General features: G+C 42.6%; 16 protein-coding genes. 3 read left to right on the top strand and 13 right to left on the bottom strand.

All coding sequences use genetic code 11. From position 1 onward, the window contains the following. Positions 1 to 9 precede the first annotated feature (9 nt). The 7 genes from B5Y40_RS08970 to B5Y40_RS08940 form a co-directional block, all read right to left on the bottom strand. On the bottom strand, positions 10 to 2,700 hold the full coding sequence (locus B5Y40_RS08970; RefSeq protein ID WP_079686338.1) for an ABC transporter permease: 2,691 nt from the start codon (positions 2,698 to 2,700) through the stop codon (positions 10 to 12). Continuing rightward, positions 2,700 to 3,032 (bottom strand): PadR family transcriptional regulator, encoded by a 333-nt coding sequence (locus B5Y40_RS08965; protein WP_079686337.1) that lies wholly within the window; start codon positions 3,030 to 3,032, stop codon positions 2,700 to 2,702. The genes B5Y40_RS08970 and B5Y40_RS08965 overlap by 1 nt, the downstream gene beginning before the upstream one ends. A 443-nt stretch (positions 3,033 to 3,475) precedes the next feature. After that, positions 3,476 to 5,839 carry a transglycosylase domain-containing protein gene (locus B5Y40_RS08960; RefSeq protein ID WP_159453635.1) on the bottom strand — a complete coding sequence of 788 codons (2,364 nt, stop codon included), beginning with the start codon at positions 5,837 to 5,839 and terminating at the stop codon, positions 3,476 to 3,478. 68 nt (positions 5,840 to 5,907) lie between these two features. After that, a complete protein-coding gene (locus B5Y40_RS08955) occupies positions 5,908 to 6,432 on the bottom strand; it encodes a Dps family protein (protein ID WP_079686335.1) in 525 nt (174 codons plus the stop codon). A 101-nt stretch (positions 6,433 to 6,533) separates the two neighbouring features. Further along, a complete protein-coding gene (locus B5Y40_RS08950; protein ID WP_079686334.1) occupies positions 6,534 to 7,190 on the bottom strand; it encodes an SGNH/GDSL hydrolase family protein in 657 nt (218 codons plus the stop codon). 67 nt (positions 7,191 to 7,257) lie between these two features. Further along, positions 7,258 to 7,971, bottom strand: a complete 714-nt coding sequence (locus B5Y40_RS08945) for a LytR/AlgR family response regulator transcription factor (RefSeq protein ID WP_079686333.1) — start codon at positions 7,969 to 7,971, stop codon at positions 7,258 to 7,260. A 3-nt stretch (positions 7,972 to 7,974) separates the two neighbouring features. Then, complete coding sequence (locus B5Y40_RS08940; protein ID WP_079686332.1) at positions 7,975 to 8,997, bottom strand: sensor histidine kinase; 1,023 nt, start codon at positions 8,995 to 8,997, stop codon at positions 7,975 to 7,977. Between the two features lie 176 nt (positions 8,998 to 9,173). Here B5Y40_RS08940 and B5Y40_RS08935 point away from each other — a divergent pair, with 176 nt between their 5' ends. Beyond that, the gene (locus tag B5Y40_RS08935) at positions 9,174 to 9,794 is read left to right on the top strand and encodes a dioxygenase family protein (RefSeq protein ID WP_079686331.1); all 621 of its coding nucleotides are present in this window, start codon (positions 9,174 to 9,176) and stop codon (positions 9,792 to 9,794) included. Between the two features lie 21 nt (positions 9,795 to 9,815). Here the strand turns inward: B5Y40_RS08935 and cysM are convergent, their stop codons facing one another. Both cysM and B5Y40_RS08925 read right to left on the bottom strand, forming a co-directional pair. Beyond that, positions 9,816 to 10,694 carry a cysteine synthase CysM gene (gene cysM / locus B5Y40_RS08930; protein WP_079686330.1) on the bottom strand — a complete coding sequence of 293 codons (879 nt, stop codon included), beginning with the start codon at positions 10,692 to 10,694 and terminating at the stop codon, positions 9,816 to 9,818. A gap of 38 nt (positions 10,695 to 10,732) precedes the next feature. Further along, on the bottom strand, positions 10,733 to 11,692 hold the full coding sequence (locus B5Y40_RS08925; protein ID WP_079686329.1) for a tryptophan 2,3-dioxygenase family protein: 960 nt from the start codon (positions 11,690 to 11,692) through the stop codon (positions 10,733 to 10,735). Positions 11,693 to 11,763: 71 nt separating this feature from the next. Here B5Y40_RS08925 and B5Y40_RS08920 point away from each other — a divergent pair, with 71 nt between their 5' ends. Beyond that, on the top strand, positions 11,764 to 12,984 hold the full coding sequence (locus B5Y40_RS08920) for an acyl-CoA dehydrogenase family protein (protein WP_079686328.1): 1,221 nt from the start codon (positions 11,764 to 11,766) through the stop codon (positions 12,982 to 12,984). An 85-nt stretch (positions 12,985 to 13,069) separates the two neighbouring features. Here B5Y40_RS08920 and B5Y40_RS08915 read toward each other — a convergent pair whose 3' ends face one another. The 4 genes from B5Y40_RS08915 to B5Y40_RS08900 are packed head-to-tail and all read right to left on the bottom strand — an operon-like array spanning position 13,070 to position 15,918. Beyond that, positions 13,070 to 13,720: a response regulator transcription factor gene (locus B5Y40_RS08915; protein ID WP_079686327.1), complete on the bottom strand. Its 651-nt coding sequence runs from the start codon at positions 13,718 to 13,720 to the stop codon at positions 13,070 to 13,072. Between the two features lie 3 nt (positions 13,721 to 13,723). Further along, entirely contained in the window at positions 13,724 to 14,518 is a 795-nt protein-coding gene (locus B5Y40_RS08910) for a sensor histidine kinase (protein ID WP_079686326.1), read from the bottom strand. Then, positions 14,488 to 15,132, bottom strand: coding sequence for a hypothetical protein (locus tag B5Y40_RS08905; protein WP_079686325.1), 645 nt, complete (start codon positions 15,130 to 15,132; stop codon positions 14,488 to 14,490). Before B5Y40_RS08905 ends, B5Y40_RS08910 begins: the two co-directional genes overlap by 31 nt. Before the next feature lie 21 nt (positions 15,133 to 15,153). Then, positions 15,154 to 15,918, bottom strand: a complete 765-nt coding sequence (locus B5Y40_RS08900; protein ID WP_079686324.1) for a hypothetical protein — start codon at positions 15,916 to 15,918, stop codon at positions 15,154 to 15,156. A gap of 356 nt (positions 15,919 to 16,274) precedes the next feature. Between B5Y40_RS08900 and B5Y40_RS08895 the strand changes: the two genes are divergently transcribed. Then, a complete protein-coding gene (locus B5Y40_RS08895) occupies positions 16,275 to 18,149 on the top strand; it encodes a transthyretin-like family protein (RefSeq protein ID WP_143785662.1) in 1,875 nt (624 codons plus the stop codon). Positions 18,150 to 18,210 lie beyond the last annotated feature (61 nt).

Below are 18,210 nucleotides of genomic sequence, written 5' to 3'. Positions count from 1 at the left end.
GCTACACGATCATTCATACTTCAACGTGTCAGCCGGATTGGACATCGCTGCACGCAATACCTGGGCGCTGATTGTAAACAACGCAATCACCAGCACCACAAATACAGGCATTACAAAGAGCATCCAGCTTAACGTTATTCTATAGGTATATCCCTGAAGCCAGTTCTGCATACTATAATACGCTATCGGCAATGACAAGAGGGCCGCAATGCATACCAGCTTCATAAAATCAACTGACAGAAGCGTTACAATGCTATAGATGGACGCACCCAATACCTTACGAACTCCGATCTCTTTGGTGCGCTGCACCGCTGTATAGGACGATAATCCAATTAGCCCCAAACAGGAAATAATAATTGCCAGTACGGTAAATATGCTGATGACCTTTCCAAAGCGATTGTCATCATTATACTGCCGCTGATAACTGTCTCTCAGAAAGAAGTATTGAAATGAATTTCCTGGAAAAAAGTTCTTATATATACCTTCAATATCAGCGATTACCTTTTGTGTATCCGCAGTCTTCAGTCGAATTGACGTTGGATTATTAGCACCATACGATGGTCTGAAGATCATAGGCTCCATGGGCTTCTTTAAAGACTCCTGATGAAAATCACCCACTACACCCACGATTGTCCACTTGCGAGTGCCGTCACCGCCCCATACAATTTCTTTTCCGACTGCATTCTGAACACTGTCAATCCCCAAGAGTTTAACAGCATTTTTATTAATGATCACTGTATTGAGATCATCGAAGTTTACTTTATGATCCGTTGGTAAAAATTTTCTTCCTGCCAAAAGCGCTACATCGTAGGTATCAAAAAAGCTATAGTCTACACCCATGTTGCTCATCGTGTAGTGTGAAGAAGAGGGTTCTTCCGCTAACCGTATACCAAACGATCTGCCTAACCGGTTACCGGGTATATTGTTTGAAGTCGCTGCGTTTACCACACCATCAATTTGCAACAACGCATGTTTATAACTTTCAGCACGTTGAATAAATGTTGAATCGTATCCGCTCAACTCCGGACCTTGTACAATCAGCGTGTCGTGTATATCAATCCCCAGATCGGCACTATTCATATATAACAGCTGGCGTGAAACAATGATGGTGCCTGTGATCAGCGCTGCAGATGCCGTGAACTGAAATATTACCAAAGCCTTACGCAGGAAATGCCCGCGTGACGAATGCTGAAATTTACCTTTCAATACAACTGCAGGCTGATACGATGAAAGTATAAATGCCGGATAAAACCCGGATAGTATGACACAGGCTATAATAACCGCCACCACGATGAGTATATTGCCAGAGCTCAGGGAAGTAACAATCGTTGCAAGGGAAAACTTATTATTTACAATCTGGTTAAAAGAAGATTGAAGCGTTATCACCAGTATAAATGCAAACACAAACGCAAGCACGGTGATGAGGAATGACTCGAAAATAAACTGTTTAATCAATTGTGATTTTACCGCTCCCATTACCTTGCGTAAGCCAACTTCCTTGGCTCGATCTATAGCGCGTGACGTGGTGAGGTTTATATAGTTGATCCAGGCAATCAGGAGTATAAACAATGCCACGATTAACATGGCCCATACAGCTTTTCCGTTTGCAGTCCTGGCGATATCATATTCATAATCGGAATATAAATGAGCGTCTTTCAGAGGCTGTAAGAAAAATTTCTCCACACTACCCGATACTTTGTCACCTTGGAAATACTTTTCACTGAAAGCTTCAAATTTTGATTCAAGGGCTTTATAGTCTGCTCCTGGCTTTAATACCAGATAATGTCTCATGTCCGACCATGTCCAACTGTTGTCGGCACCAGACTCCTCTGCACTTATCAGGGTCGAGTAAGAAACTAATCCTTCAAACTGTATATGTGAATTAGGAGGCGGGTCCATACATACTCCGGATATAGTGTAGGGCTGAACATCCAGTCCCCAATATAGAGTCTTGCCTATAATATCCGTATAATTCCCATCAGTAAGACCGAAATACTTCTTAGCAGTTTTCTCCGACAGCACAATGTTAAAGCGATCTTTCAATGCAGTGGTCTTGTTACCCGCTAACAACGGAAACGTAAACACGGACAGAAAATGTTCGTCTACAAAATGACAGTAATCGCCTCGGTAATTTTTATCGTTTACCTTTACGTTTAACTCACCCCCTGGCATTAATCGGGTATACTCTTCTATCTCCGGGTAGTCTTTCGCCATGGTCGGTCCTATAGTAGGATACATGATGGTGCCATGTTGTATAAGTTTACCATTTTGATAGCGGTCATTCGTCACGCGATAGGTGCGATCAAATTTTTCATTGAACTTATCATAACTCAACTCAAAAGATACAAACTGAAAGATGAGCAAACAGGCGGCCAGGCCTATACCAAGACCACAAACATTGATCGCTGAAAAAGCTTTGCTCTTCCGTATATTCCGGTAAGCAACGATGAGGTAGTTTGTAAACATAATGAGGTCGATTAATTGAAATAAAAATCTGTTCCTTAGAATTATACCGGGCCGAAAGAATTTAAATATATTCAACACCAGTCGCCTCCGGGCATATTTATACCCGTGGGCTTTTATATCCATATCAAACTGTTCCAGCAGATCACCTTCTATACCTTCGTATAAAGCCGGAGGACAAAACCATTCGAGAAAACGAAGTGGTATAGGGGGCGGATCGCGCAGCGGCTCTTTCATCAGCTTCCTGCAATCTTCAATTGCGGTATTAATTTCCAGAGGTCCATGCGGACTTCTTTCATAGCGCGCAGCATGGCAAGCCCTGCATTGGTAATGGTAAATATTCTTTTTCGTCTTCCTCCTCTTGCATTGGTAGCGCCGCCCATGTGTGATTTTATGAGTCCCTTATCTTCGAGTCGGTAGAGTGTTACGTGTACGGCGCTGAGGTTTACGTCTCTGCCGATACGGTCTTTTATTTCGGCAACAATAGCGTTACCATAGGAGTCTTCTGCCAGTATACCTACCATTGTTAAAACGAGTTCTTCAAATTCGCCAAGATATTCCTTGCCCATTTCTATATGTTTTGTAAGACTAATGTACGTGATTTCTATATGTTTTGTTAAACTAATTGAGAATTATTTTTGAAAGACGGCTCTTTTTTCTCGGATTGTACAGATTTTTTTAAGATAACCTAGCAGGTTATATACCCTGAGGTGGACGTCTGGAGTGGTGACATTAAATATCCGGAAGTGCATTTTAACAGGTGTGTTAGCTCCCGCAGACTGCGCAGATTTTCGCAGATGAAGTAGGTTATATACTTGAGAGAGGCGCCAAGAATTGTGACACTTAAATATAATGGATGTAGTTTAACAAATGTACTCTGGGTTTTCTCCCGCAGATTGCGCAGACTTTCGCAGATAAATACAGTAAGCTCCATATATATGTATAGCTAGCTTACAGGGTGATGGCGTGACTACTTGTATTAATCTGTATGTGTTTGAGACTACTTTACTGTTTAGCCTTTGCCGAATAGTTTTTTGAAGAAGCCTGGCTTCTTTTTCTTTCGGGGGCGGGTTCCGAAGGTTTGCTTTTGTTCTTTCTCTTCTTCCTTCTTGCCAAAGATGCGCTCGAATATATTTGTGTCTGATTTATATAGATCGCAGGAAATCCGGCTTTCAAGTGATGGTGAGAGATCTGCAAAATGTGCGCGGCTAATATAGGCTAGTTCGCGGTCGGCATTTACGCGTTTAAAAAAAGTAGCAACAATAGGCAATGCAGTTCGGGCACCCTGCCCTAATGCAGTGGTGCGAAAGCGTATGCGTGGATCGTCTGCTCCTACCCATGCTCCTACTACCAAATGTGGCGTCATCGCCATGAACCATCCGTCTGCATTGGACTGTGTTGTGCCGGTCTTCCCAGCCATATCGTTAGTTATACCGTAGCGTACACGCATGCCTGCTGCGGTGCCTTCGTCAATGGTATGCTTCAGCATGTGTACCATCATGCGTGCATTGTCGGGTGATAATGCTTGATTCGTTTTTGTATTGGGTTTGAATTTTTCAAGTACGGTGTTCTGCTGATCGGCAATGGCAGTGATATAAAAAGGTTCTACTTCTTTGCCGTTGTTCACCAGGCATGCATAGGCGCGTACCATTTCTATCATGGATATATTTGCGACTCCCAAGGCAATAGAAGGCACAGCGGGTAAGTCACTTTGAATTCCCATCTTCCGTGCAAGTGAAATTGTATTACCTATACCCGCTTGCTCAAGTACACGAACGGAGACGGTATTAACAGAATATGCGAGCCCACCTGTTAACGAATACTTGAGGTCGTAGTTATCTTCTGAATTCTCCGGACTCCATCCATCCATTTCATCATACTCAATACGTGCAGCTGAAATAAAATCACATGGATCTATACCTTTTTCCAACGCAGCAGCATATACTATAGGTTTAAAGGTAGATCCGATCTGGCGCTTGGTCGATTCACGCACGTGATCGTATTGAAAATAATGATGATTGATACCTCCTACCCAAACCCGTATAGCACCGCGTCTGGGTTCCATCGCGAGCATACCGGCCTGCAAAAATTTAAGGTAATGTTTAATTGAGTCTACAGGACTCATCATTTTTTCTTGCTCACCATTATAAGTAAGGACACTCATAAGCACCGGAGTCTTCATGATCTTTAATGCAGCCTCATGTGAGTTGCCTTCCTGAATCAATGCTTTATAGCGATCAGATCTGCGGATCGCTTCATCGAGCAAGGTCTTTTGACTTCCCCATGGATCGCGCTTTCCCCAATGACCCAGAAATACTTTTTGCAGCGATGCCATCTGCTGAGATACCGCTTCTTCCGCATAGCGTTGTAATCGGGAGTCGATGGTAGTATAGATCTTCAAACCATCGGTATATAGATTATAGGGATCTCCGTTTGGCTTCTTGTGCAGCTTACACCATTCGCGAAGTTCAGGACGTATATATTCACGAAAATACGGAGCCAATCCTGTATGGTGTGTGATCTTGTTATAGGCAAGCTTCAACGGAGCTTTCTTCGCGTCATCCGCTTGTGTTATGGAGAGCTTTTCATATTTCCGCATTTGCATCAACACCACGTTCCTGCGTTGGAGCGAACGATCCGGAAAAACGCGCGGGTTATAAAAATAGGTTGACTTCAGCATGCCGATCAACACGGCTGATTGCTCTACGCGAAGATCTTTTGTATGAACAGAAAAGAACCGCTGTGCTGCTGCTTCGATGCCAAAGGTATTATCTCCAAAGGGAACTGTATTCAGATATAGCGTTAGAAGAGCGTTCTTATCATATATATCTTCCAGGCGTGACGCAATGATCATCTCTCTAAACTTGTTGATGAGCATGGAAAACATGAAATAATTTTTGCGCGGGTATAAATTCTTGGCAAGCTGTTGCGTCAGTGTACTTCCGCCTCCGGAAGATTCCTTCTGCATCAATATACTTTTCACGATTACACGCATCACACTTTTAGTATCTATAGCGCCATGGTCATAGAAACGTATATCTTCCGTAGCAAGCACCGCATCGATCAGGTGTTTCGGAAGATCTGCATGTTGTATATTGGAACGTTCCTGAATAAAATATTTTCCGAGTAAAACGCTATCGGAACTATATACTTCTGTCGCGAGTGGATTTTCAACCGCTTTGAGATCTTCTTTTCCGGGCAGCGATCCAAACGCTCCTATCCAAACAAGAATATAGACTAAAAATATCCCAACAATAAAAGCCCCTGCTAAAAAGCCTGCCGGCAGCAGTATCTTTTTAACAGGGGATTGATTTTTATATATAGAAATAAATCTATTCCAGGTATCCTTCAAATACATCCACAGTCGGTCCGTCATTCTACGCATTTTAATCAGAACGCAATTTTGACAAAATTATTCCTTAATGCCGAATCAATTGTCGATTACTATTTTGCCAAGAATGCCGTCAACATCCAGTGATGCTTCTCTATTCTCTTAATATATCCTTTTATCATCTGTTCTGTTCCCGCATCATCATGCTCGGAAACAATGCTTAATACACTCACCAGATATCCTAATAGTATTCTGAAATCACTTAGCACTTCACGCGCCATCACTTCGGCCGTAAGGTCTGTTCCGGTTTCTTTTATAGCAGAGTGCTCCAGGTAATCACGCAACGTACTAAGCGGTGTATGGCTGAATACGCGGATACGTTCCGCGATTTCATCGATATTCTGATTTGCCTCGGTATATAAAGTTTCAAACTCTTCATGTAAATCAAAGAAGTCCGCACCCTTCACATTCCAATGATAGTTTCTGAGTTTCTGATAATGTACCTGGTAGTTGGCGAGCAATTCGTTCAGCGCACTGGCGATTCTCTCTGTCTCATCATCCGACCATCCCAGCTTAATTGGTTTGGCTTTGGCGAGACGAGTGTCCAATTGTGTTTTTGCTACATTCTCGATATTCATAATAATACAGCGATTGGTTCAACTGTATCAGGCTAAAGAATTATTCCTTCTGCAAATTCATGTAGCAACAATCGAATCGTAGACTTAATTACACACTAGCCTTATGGCAGATATGGTTTTATAGTTGCTGCCCAGATCTCATATCCCTTTTTATTCAGATGGAGTCCGTCTTCAATGAAGATATCGCTTTTAGGCTGACCGCTTGCGTCAAGCAACGGTGTCCATACATCTATATACTTTACATTCTTTTGTTTCTTGGTCCAGTCCTGAAGCATTCGATTATAGGCGATATACTGGTCTTTCAGTTTCCACCGGGCCAGGCTTGGCTTTGGTGAAATAAACAGAACAGGTACTTTTCTGGATACCTTTGTACGAATCAATTTTAATAAACTGTCTGTATCGGCAAGAATTTGTTCAGGGCTTTTTCCTCCGGCAAGATCGTTGTCACCTTCGTAGATATAGATCTGTTTGGGATGATGCGGAAGAATAAGTTTATCGAAGTAATATATTAGATCTGATGTGAGCGATCCACCGAAGCCACGGTTCACTGCATTATACTCCGGATAGTATGCTTTTATATCGCCCCAAAAACGGATGCTTGAACTGCCGGTAAAGAGAATAAGTTTCTTTTCCTTAACGGCACTATCCGATAGAACAAGTTTGTTCACTTCGTTTTGCAAACGCAAAGGATCTTGTGCCAGAACTATATTTGCTGCGAACAGAAGCGCGAATACAAAATTAATACGAGGGAGACGCATAGTTTTTTTCAGGTGAAGTTACTGTGCAGGCGCAGATTCTCAAACGTGTTTACACCAGTGGTTAAGGTTATCTTTTCAACAGGTTGTTCCCGAGGATGCGGTTCATCACTTCATCTTTCAATGCGCGACTGATCGGGACTCTCCCATTGTTGGGCAATATCATTTCATTTCCATCCACGGATTTTACTTTGTCCAACGCGATAATAAAAGACTTGTGTACTTTCATGAAATTCGGAACCGGCAACTGTTCTTCCATAGCACTCAGGGTGAGATACGTGATATACTTTCGCAACGGTGTATGCAATACAATATAGTTTTGCAAGGCTTCTATATATAAGATCTCATCGAACCGGATGCGCTCATATTTACCATCGCATTTAATAAAAAAATAGGACTGATCATTTTTCACGGACTGATGTCGCAGGAGGTAAAAATCGCGGGCTTTACTGGCGGCTTTTACAAAGCGATCAAAGGGAACAGGCTTTACCAGGTAATCGATGATATCGAGTGAATATCCCTCCAGTGCATACTCCGAATAAGCCGTTGTAAATATAGCCATGGGAGGATTCTTTAGGGATTTAAGAAAATCAATTCCGGAAAGTTTCGGCATGTGTATATCCAGCAACAACAAGTCAACCTCGGCACTTCGCAGATACTCGGCAGCCTTCATGGCATTCTCGCATGTATCAATGAGGTTAAAGAAATCGATTTCTTTCACATACTCTTCCATTCCCTTACGAGCCACGGGTTCGTCATCGATAATGAGGCAATTGAGTTTCATGGCTTATACTTTACGAATGTGAAGTTCAACGCTATATATATCGGGCTGGTCATGTATAGTGAGTGTATGCCTGCCGTTGTAAAGCAGATCCAGTCTGCGCTTTACATTCTTCAGGCCAATACCTCCGGTGTCTTTGCCATTACTCTGAATTTTATCCTTTGTATTCACAACGTTTAATACAAAGAGTGTATCAACTTTATTTAGCCTAATGGTGATCTCGTTGTCTCGATCGGTATAATTGGACACATGCTTGAAAGCGTTCTCGACAAATGCAATCATGAGCAGCGGAGCTATGGTAAAATCCCGTACGGTGTCATTGCATTCAAATGTAATCTTGTAATTATCATCCTTGCGCACACGCTGCAAGGCCACATAATTCTGAAGATACGTTAACTCTTTTTCAATGGGTATTTCTTTACCATTACATTCGTATAGCTGATACCGCAACATCTCTGAAAAACGAGAGAGCGTTTCGCGCGCTGTTACATTTTGCTTATCGATTTGAAAATAAATTGTATTAATAGAGTTGAAAACAAAATGCGGGTTGATCTGTGATTTGAGGTATTCCAATTCAGTATTAAGCTTCTCCACTTCTATTTGCTGAATGCGCTTTCGCTGAATATACCACTCCTTGCTTAGATAAAGCGCTACACTAAAGGCGAGGTAAAAAATGCCAATGGAGATATTATAATATGTATGATCGAGAATACTTTTCTCAACAGCACCCGGCATACTTTTAAAAACGTATACGCCATGTATATTCTTGATCAAAGCGTAACCGATGATTAATGCGATGACGGATCCTGCATATAGAAATATTTTTTGTCTCTGTGCAAAGCGTGGCACCAAAAAGAGCAGATGTGTATAGATCATCACGGCCAGCAGTCCGTTGCGTATCACGATCTCCGATGCTAATGCCTCCCACCCTGCGGTATAAAAAAGATCCATGCGGGTATACATGTGGAAGCCAACGGTGGCTACCCAAAACAATACGTGATCGACCCTATACTTCCAGAAGTTATGCATGCTTTACAAGATACCCACAAATGTCGGTCTTTCCAGGACATACCTGGCTTGCTGGCCGCTGCTTTTCATCAAGTAAATCCAGCAAATGATCAGAATTTATTGATCAAACCATGCCAGTTTCTGATTTTCAATGACGCGTAGCCAACCATCAATCTCACATTCAACTCTTAAAAATTATGAAAACGATCTTTATAGCAGTATATATAAGCTTTGCCGTTTGTATAGCAGGATGTGCACAATCTTCGGGACGTCTCGTAGGCGGTGATTGTGAAGGATGTGAAGCTATATTCGAATATGGAACGAAAGTACTATCGAGGATTGACACGCTTCCAGATTTTTCGGAACCGGGGCCCAAGCTGGAGATCACCGGAACCATCTATCAGCACGATGGGCGAACGCCTGCAAAGAATGTCATTCTGTATATATACCATACAGATCAAAAAGGTTTGTACGCTACTCGCGGGAATGAAAGCGGATGGGGCAAACGTCATGGCTATATCCGCGGGTGGATCAAGACCGGTGCTGACGGCAAGTATACATTCTATACCTTGAAACCCGCTCCTTATCCCGGAGGCGGAAATCCCGCGCACATTCATCCTGTCATTAAAGAAGAAGGTATCCAGGAATACTGGATTGATGAATATTTATTTGATGACGATCCTATTCTTACAAAAGAAGAACGACTCAATCAGAAACAACGCGGTGGCAGCGGCATTATTAAATTAACCAAAAACAAACACGGCATGCTTGTAGGCAAACGTGATATTGTGCTCGGTAAAAATGTACCAGGCTATTAATCAAAAGAATTAGTCAGTGGATCAGACAAACAAATCAGAACTGAGATAGCGATCACCGCGATCACAGATTATAAAAACGATAACGCCTTCTTTTAATTCACTGGCAATTTGTATCGCTGCACTCAGAGCACCACCACTGCTCATGCCTGCTAATATACCTTCTTCACGGGCAAGTCTTTTTGTAAACGTGCGCGCATCTTCTTCGCGTACATCGAGCACACGATCTACACGCTGTGGGTCGAATATTTTCGGAAGATATTCTGGCGACCATCTTCGTATACCGGGGATGCATGCACCATCGGTTGGCTGTGTACCCACAATCTGTATACCTGGATTTCTTTCTTTTAAAAATTTTGACACTCCCATGATGGTGCCGGTAGTACCCATGGCCGAAACAAAGTGTGTTACTTTACCTTCGGTGTCACGCCAGATCTCAGGGCCGGTAGTTTTATAGTGTGCGTTATAATTATCAGCATTCGCAAACTGGTTCAATATATAGTATCCTTCCTGTGCAGCCATTTCTTCTGCAAGCTCGCGCGAATATTCTATCGTCCGTGAAGCGGGAGTGAGAAATACGTTTGCGCCATAGGCCTCCATCGCGAGTACACGTTCGCGTGTAGAATTATCCGGCATAATAAGCGTCATGTCCAATCCCATCAGACGCGCGATCATCGCCAACGCTATACCTGTATTTCCACTGGTGGCTTCTACTAATTTATCACCGCGTTTGATATCACCGCGATCCAGCGCTCCTTTAATCATACCATACGCTGCACGGTCCTTTACGCTACCCCCGGGGTTATCACCTTCAAGTTTACCATAAATTGTTACGCCTTTGTTTACTGGGATGTGCTGCAATTCTACCAGCCGCGTATTGCCTATAAGTTGTTCCAGTGTCATGTGTTGGTGAATACGATTTTTACTTCGAACGAATAATTTCAGTAATCAGTTTCGTGAACGAACGCTGCTTTGCCCCACTCCTCTTTTTCTTTTTCAGTCCAGAGCTCCGGGAAGAAAATTATTCTTTTAAAACGTGGTGGAAGATATTTCTGCCAGTTGGTACCACCCGTTGCTTTAATGTCTTCAGGATCTTTATGCAAATAGTGACCTGCTGATTTTAAATGCGCTAAAGGCCAAAGTACATTTGACAAGGTATCCAACTCACGAAGTTTCGAAACGATCTCTTCTCTACGAGGAGATGCCATAAAATATTTTGTAAAGATCTTACGAAGATTTCTGTCTTTTAGTTTTACACCGGTGTCGTAGAAATCGCGCATATACTTTTGCTCGAACTGCTGAAGCGTCAGTGTTTTTTTCCCGGAAGCAAGTTCGGTGGCACCACTGCGCCAGTATAGTTTTTCCAGAAGCCTGGCGATGTCGTCCGTTTGTACAGTAGCCCGTTCGTTGGCATTCACAAGATTGATCATGTCGGTTGAGTAAATTTCAATGAGCCTGTATTGAGCCGACTGAAAACCACTCGCCGGCAACAGAGCCATTCTGAATTTCAGAAACTGATCGCGCTCCATTCCCTTCACCATAATGTCGAACGAATCTTCGAGGTGACGGAAGTAGCGTACAACGCGATCCAGACGATCAATAAAAAATTTCTCTTCCGGATTTTCCTTCTCGGTGATCTGCTTTAATTCATGCAGGATCAATTGAAAATACAATTCCGTTATCTGGTGATACATGATAAACACCTTCTCATCTGGAAACTGTGTTTTAGGACTTTGCAGACTCAGCAACGTATCGAGATGAATATAATCCCAGTACGTGAGAAAATCTGAGTATAGCAAGCCATCCAGGTATGACGACAGATCCTGACCCATGGCATCATACTTGGCTTGTAATTTCCGAAGCTGTTCATTCAGCTCCGCATCAACATTATTACCTTCCATTTTTTAGGACTAAAGAATGTAAAATACTTGTGTAAATTGGCGCTAAAGTTAACGCATTAATCCTAATCTGTATGTCAACACAAACAGCAACCGGAACCACGAGCAAAAAATCAATGAAGCAAGATGCTTTCGATCATCCTGACTTTTATGCTATTGATGATTTATTAACGGAAGAGCATAAACTTATACGCAGTTCGATCCGTGATTTTGTGAAGCGTGAAATTTCACCCTATATAGAAGATTGGGCTCAGCGCGCGCATTTTCCCTATGAGATTGTAAAGAAGTTTGGTGAGATCGGTGCATTCGGCCCCACGGTTCCAACGGAATATGGTGGCGGTGGACTGGATTATATTTCCTATGGATTGATCATGCAGGAGATTGAGCGTGGCGACTCGGGAATGCGCTCCACAGCTTCAGTGCAAGGCTCGCTGGTAATGTACCCGATCTATAAATTCGGCAGTGAAGAACAACGTAAAAAATATTTACCAAAACTGGCTTCCGGTGAATGGCTGGGATGCTTCGGCTTAACGGAGCCTGACCATGGTTCTAACCCGGGTGGCATGGTGACAAACTTCAAGGACATGGGCGATCATTACTTGCTCAACGGTGCCAAGATGTGGATCTCGAATTCTCCAAAGGCAGATATAGCCGTAGTGTGGGCAAAGAACGAGCAGGGAAGAATTCACGGACTGGTTGTTGAACGTGGTATGCCCGGGTTCTCCACACCTGAAACGCATGGTAAATGGTCGCTGCGTGCCAGCACAACGGGTGAGCTGGTGTTCGACAACGTGAAAGTTCCGAAAGAAAATTTATTGCCCAATAAAAGCGGACTCGGTGCTCCGCTTATGTGTCTGGATTCAGCGCGCTTTGGTATAGCATGGGGTGCTATAGGAGCAGCGATGGATTGCTATGATTCTGCGAGACGATATGCGTTGGAACGAGTACAATTCGGCAAGCCGATTGCTTCGTTTCAATTGGTACAGAAGAAGCTTGCAGAGATGTTAACCGAAATTACAAAAGCACAATTACTGAACTGGCGTCTGGGTGTGTTGATGAATGAAGGTAAAGCGACTACGCCGCAGATCTCTATGGCAAAACGCAATAGCGTACAGGTTGCTCTAGAGATAGCACGCGAAGCAAGACAGATCCACGGAGGCATGGGTATAACAGGGGAATATCCGATCATGCGCCACATGATGAACCTTGAATCCGTTGTTACATACGAAGGCACGCATGATATACATTTGCTGATTCTGGGAAATACGATTACTGGTATACCGGCTTTCGTATAATGAACCGTTTATTCTTCAACATATTTATGGCAAGTGTTGAGTAGTATAGCTCGTCTTTACTACTCAACGCTTCCCACTATCTATACTATAATTTAATAAGCCCATTTCGCAGCGCGTACATCACAAGTCCTACGCGTGTTTTAAGACCGAATTTTTCAAAGAGGTTATCGCGATAACTTTCTACTGTGCGCGGACTACAAAACATTTTCTCTGCTATTTCCTTATAGGTTAACTCCGTAGCGGCATAGCGGAGAAAATCCATCTCCCGATCGTTAAGTTGAATTTTAGTGGCAGTCGTTGTCTCTTTTTCATTGGACAAACTCATCAGAACTTTGTGCGCAATCCAGTCAGGATAGTAATAGCCCTTATCAACTAATGCATCGAGTGCCTTTTCGAGTTCTGTAGGATGAACGTTTTTCAGGAGGTAGCCTTTCGCTCCGCAGCGAATCATTTTGATAAGAGTCTCTTCTTCATCCTGCATAGACAACGCCAGTATACGGATACCGGGATGGTTTTGCGTAAGCCAGGTAGCGGTCTCAAAGCCGTCCATCACCGGCATATTTATATCTACCAGTACTATATCCGGTATATTTACCGCCTGCTGAAATTTATCGATCAGCATTTTCCCGTTCTCGGCTTCATACAAGACTTTATACCGCCTGAATTTTTCAATGATTCCGGTAAGTGCTTCCGCTATCAGAATATGGTCATCAACAACGACAACGGAGTGCTGCATATATTATATTTTTAATTTGTCTACAGGTATATATAGTTTCATTCTTGTTCCGGCACCGGGTGTACTCTCCAACGTAAACTCAGCGCCTATGATCTCGGCTCTTCGCTTCATGTTGCTGAGGCCGATCCCTTTGGAGTATACCGTCCCTTCTTCAAGTATAAATCCTTTTCCATTATCTGCAGCACGAATTTCCAATCTGGATTTTTGCTGATCGAAGTCCAGCGTTATTTTGGAGCATTCCGAATGTTTCAAACTGTTTTGTAAAAACTCCTGTAAAATACGCAACACAAAACTTTTAACAGCCGTGGAAGCTTGTATTTTCGTTTGATTGGTATGAATTTCCGCCTGACAAAATCCGGTAGCCTGTACTTTTGAAAATTCTGCACTGATCAACTGGTATAGATCAAGATGCATGTAGCTGCTGTTTGTCAGGTTCTTTGAAAGACTCCGCAGATCTGCTAGTGATTCGTTAATAATACCGGCAATTGAATTCACTCTCTTCTGAGACTCCGCATCGCCTTCTGTGAGTTGCTGTACATATAGCACGGCCAAGGTCAGCTTCTGCCCTACATTATCATGTATCTCTCTGCCTATATGTTGCATAGTCTGTTGCTGTACCTCGATCTGTGTTTGCAATAACTCGCGCGAAAACTTTTCATTCATTACTTCGATCTCTTCAAGGTGTTCCAGTTTACGCTTGCGATAAATAATCATTACTGCAAGCACCGTAAGCAGAAAGAGGGTCAACACGATCATGGAAGTCCCGATCAGGAGTAGCCCTTCCTTTGTATCATCCATAGAAACATTACTGTATAGGTTGTGTATAAAACATAGTTCAAAACGCTCATACCATTCTGCATCATCAGCAGTAAATCTTTGTGTGTGGTAACAAAATACAGCCAATTGCTCATAGCAAAATACGGAAGGGTGCCTACATTAAACAATAGAAAGGCAAATAACATATAGAAAAACGGGATCCTCAGAAAATTAAAATCCGCAGGATTCTGTAACATCTCGTAAAACTTAGTGAGGATGCCAATGATGATCAGAACTGACCCGAGGCAATATGCATTTACGTTGAAGTGATTTTCTTCTAGGAAAAATCCGGTTATCACACAGAATGCTATCAATACTATAGATGATACAAGCAAAAACCGCTTGTAGCTTTTTTTATTGACTGCGAGTCGTAAAATAATAAGGTAAAGCAGATGCTGAAGGGGAATCAGTATATTATAGATCCACGCATTGATCTTCCCTTTTGATCCCCAGAATAATTGATATACCTCAACCGAAACAATTACTAAAAGTAACACCGGGAACAACCGCAGGTATTTACTTTTTCGAATGACAGGAAAGGCTAATAAGGAAGTTAAAAATGCAACGAATTCGAAATAGGGTATAAATCTATTCATACAGCGATCTGCTTTACGTAATCAATATCCTCCGGTTGGATGCGCGGCATCAACTGCCTGAAGTGTACTGCTGCTTAAGGATGTGCAGGTAGGAGGACATAGCATGCCTTGATTTTTTACCATTCCTGAAGTCGAGGCAGCAGCATTCGCAGATTTTGTTTCCAACATAAACAGCTTAACATTCTTGTCGAGCTCGGTAATAGTATAGTATTTATGTTTAGGATCTATATCTTTTGATTTCCTATACGTTGTCGAATCCTGGTTATCGGTATCAGTCTTATCCTTTGCTTTCTCTATATTTTGTGCAGAATATCGCGGATCGAAATCAACGGGTATACTATCTGGTCCTTGTACGGTTGGTACCATAAAGAGTGTATGCATACTTTTATAGTTATCGCCATTCTGTACAATGGGTCCTGTTGAGGGATATACCGCGTAATAAAAGCGGATGCCCAGATCTTCGGGTTTCACATCTACCTTCCTGGAGTAATCTTCAATCAGGCAAATAAATTTCTTCAGTGTATCAATAGAATACCAGCAACTCCTGGAAGCTTCCAGGCGGTTTGATACCATATAGGGATCTGCATTTACGGCTTTAACATGCGTGTGTTTATAGCGTGCTACACCTTCCATGAATTCATCTACTGTTAATCCGTAAAATTCATCTTGCTTGCACTTATAGCAACTCTTGAAACTCTCCTGGGGAGGGACCGCGGACTTTTGACAGGCGAAAAAAATAAATGCACCAACAGTGATCATGCCGGCAGAGGTCAATAGTGATTTCATAAATCCTTTTTTTATTAAGTGAAAAATTACATTACGATTAAAAGTAGCGAGGAAAGCAAAGTATTAAAAGGGCTATACCACATTCATGCGATTGTGTTGTTTGTAGAATGCTTTAAACTGTTTGAATTACCCCTTCCGGGTACTTTACAATGTAATTTTATAGTGTATACCTCCTATACTTTCCGTTAAATGACGGTACTATAAATCGTCATTGATGGTGCCCTTTTCAGTTCACAGCACATTGTTTCCGCTTGACGTAACTCCGAATATTGTCCTACAAAACAACGCCAGCATCTTCCGGAAGAGATCGGCAAAACCCGTTTGTCAAAAGTAGTTACGTAAAATAAAGACCCATCATGAATTACATTTTTAGAGGAAAACTATGCGGCTTCATGTGCAATGATTGCTCCGAGCCGCTGGCCAATGTGAAGGTGAGATTATATAGACCATCGCGAAACGAGAACGTTACGCTGTTAGCCGTTGCTGATCCCAACCAGACTTTTCACCAAGTAAAAGAAGAAGAGCTAAAAGCAAAACAAAAATTATTGATCGCTGAAACCGTAGCCGATGCTCACGGTGCTTTCACTTTTCAATTAGGTGAAAAAGATAAATATAGTGGAGAGGCTTTTGAAATTGACTTTGTATGTGGAAATAATTTTCATAAACCTGTTCCACCTAAAAAACTGGAAGAGTATCAATTTCACATTACAACCTTGCAACCTCAGTGGCGCGAAAAAAATCACGATCAATCTGTCGTGAATTATTTCGGCTGGGAATATTGCCTGCCTTCCAAATGGTGGTGCCAGATATTGCGACTGCTTGATCTCTGGGTTATCTGTGGAAGAGTGCTGAGTAAAGACAACAACACACCTCTTCCGGGAATTCGGGTGGAAGCATTTGATGTAGACTTACTGCAAGATGATGCCATCGGATCGGGAGTAACCGATTCTTCAGGACACTTTACGATATACTATACCAGTGCAGAGTTCAGCAAGACTATATTTTCGTGGTTAAATATAGAGTGGCCTGCCGGACCCGATATATACTTCAAACTATACGACAATGCTACCAATACCCTCCTGTCGGAAGAAGACCGTTCTGTAGGTCATCAGGCAAATCGCGAAAACAGATCGAACTGCTTCTGTGTAACCCTATATATTGAAAAAGAAGCAGGTGATCCCATGGTAAGTGCCTGGACAAGCATTGGTAACTTTACCATTCCGGATGGAAGTAGTCTCAATCATTTCGACGCGCTGGGTTTCGCTTCGGCTTCGCGGTATGCATTAACCGGCATTATAACTTTGGAGGGGCAAGTTCCTCGCAGAAATACTTCCAACAACAATCCGATCGAGTATCGATTCTCGGTTAGCACCACCACCGCTGACAACGGCACACCTGCTGTTCCTGCCGCTAATTTTAGCGCACTGATCATCGGAAAAACTCCTGGACTCTTTGGAGGAAATTGTCAGCTTGGCAAAATGATTCGCTTTACTCCTTCTATTAAAATTGTAGATGTATATGCGGACATCACTGACTTCGATACTGACGGATGGATCGATGTAAACAATTCTATACTTCGAACATTTACGGCTGATCCAACCCTCAATCCAGCGGAGCTAAGTACTCCTAATCTGTGGCATTGGATCGATGACGACCCGCTGATTACGCTGAACACTGCAACCATCGTTCCTCCTATACCTGTTGCAGCTGTTACTGCAGGCAATGCTGTACCCGTTGCAAATCGTATTCAAAACAAAAAGATTGCCGTGCGCTTTGAAGTACGCGAAGTCATTAATAAAGCTGCGAATCTATTTGTGTACTTGCCCGCGAATGGACAAACCATGAATTCAATTACCGTTAACAATGACAGCTCCGTGGTTGAACTCGCCATCAATGAACAAAGCGGTGGTGGTGACTGCAATACCATCGGCAGCAATGTTCATGTGTCCTATACGGTTCATCATGCAGACCTGATGAGTGCATCCGTTCATGTGCAGAGCAATGACCTGGCGGTGAATAAATTTTTATCCGATGGTTTCGTAACGTTATCCAGCAACACAAATGATGCGGTGAATCACAACAACAACAATTCGCTGCTGGTAAACAATACACCTATAAATGATCTGAAGAAGTGTTCATACCTCGTAACCTTATCGGTACAACGAAGATTGCACACGGGTTATGGTATCGTTGGACCTGAGATCAAACAAAAAACTTTCTGTTATCAGTAATTGAATTTGGAGTCTGCTGAAAATCCACACAAAGAGTAAGCCCCGGATGCCGAAAAGGGTA

The organism is Ohtaekwangia koreensis (assembly GCF_900167975.1).
Lineage (GTDB): Bacteria > Bacteroidota > Bacteroidia > Cytophagales > Cyclobacteriaceae > Ohtaekwangia > Ohtaekwangia koreensis.
This window is presented reverse-complemented; position numbering and strand designations above follow the sequence as displayed.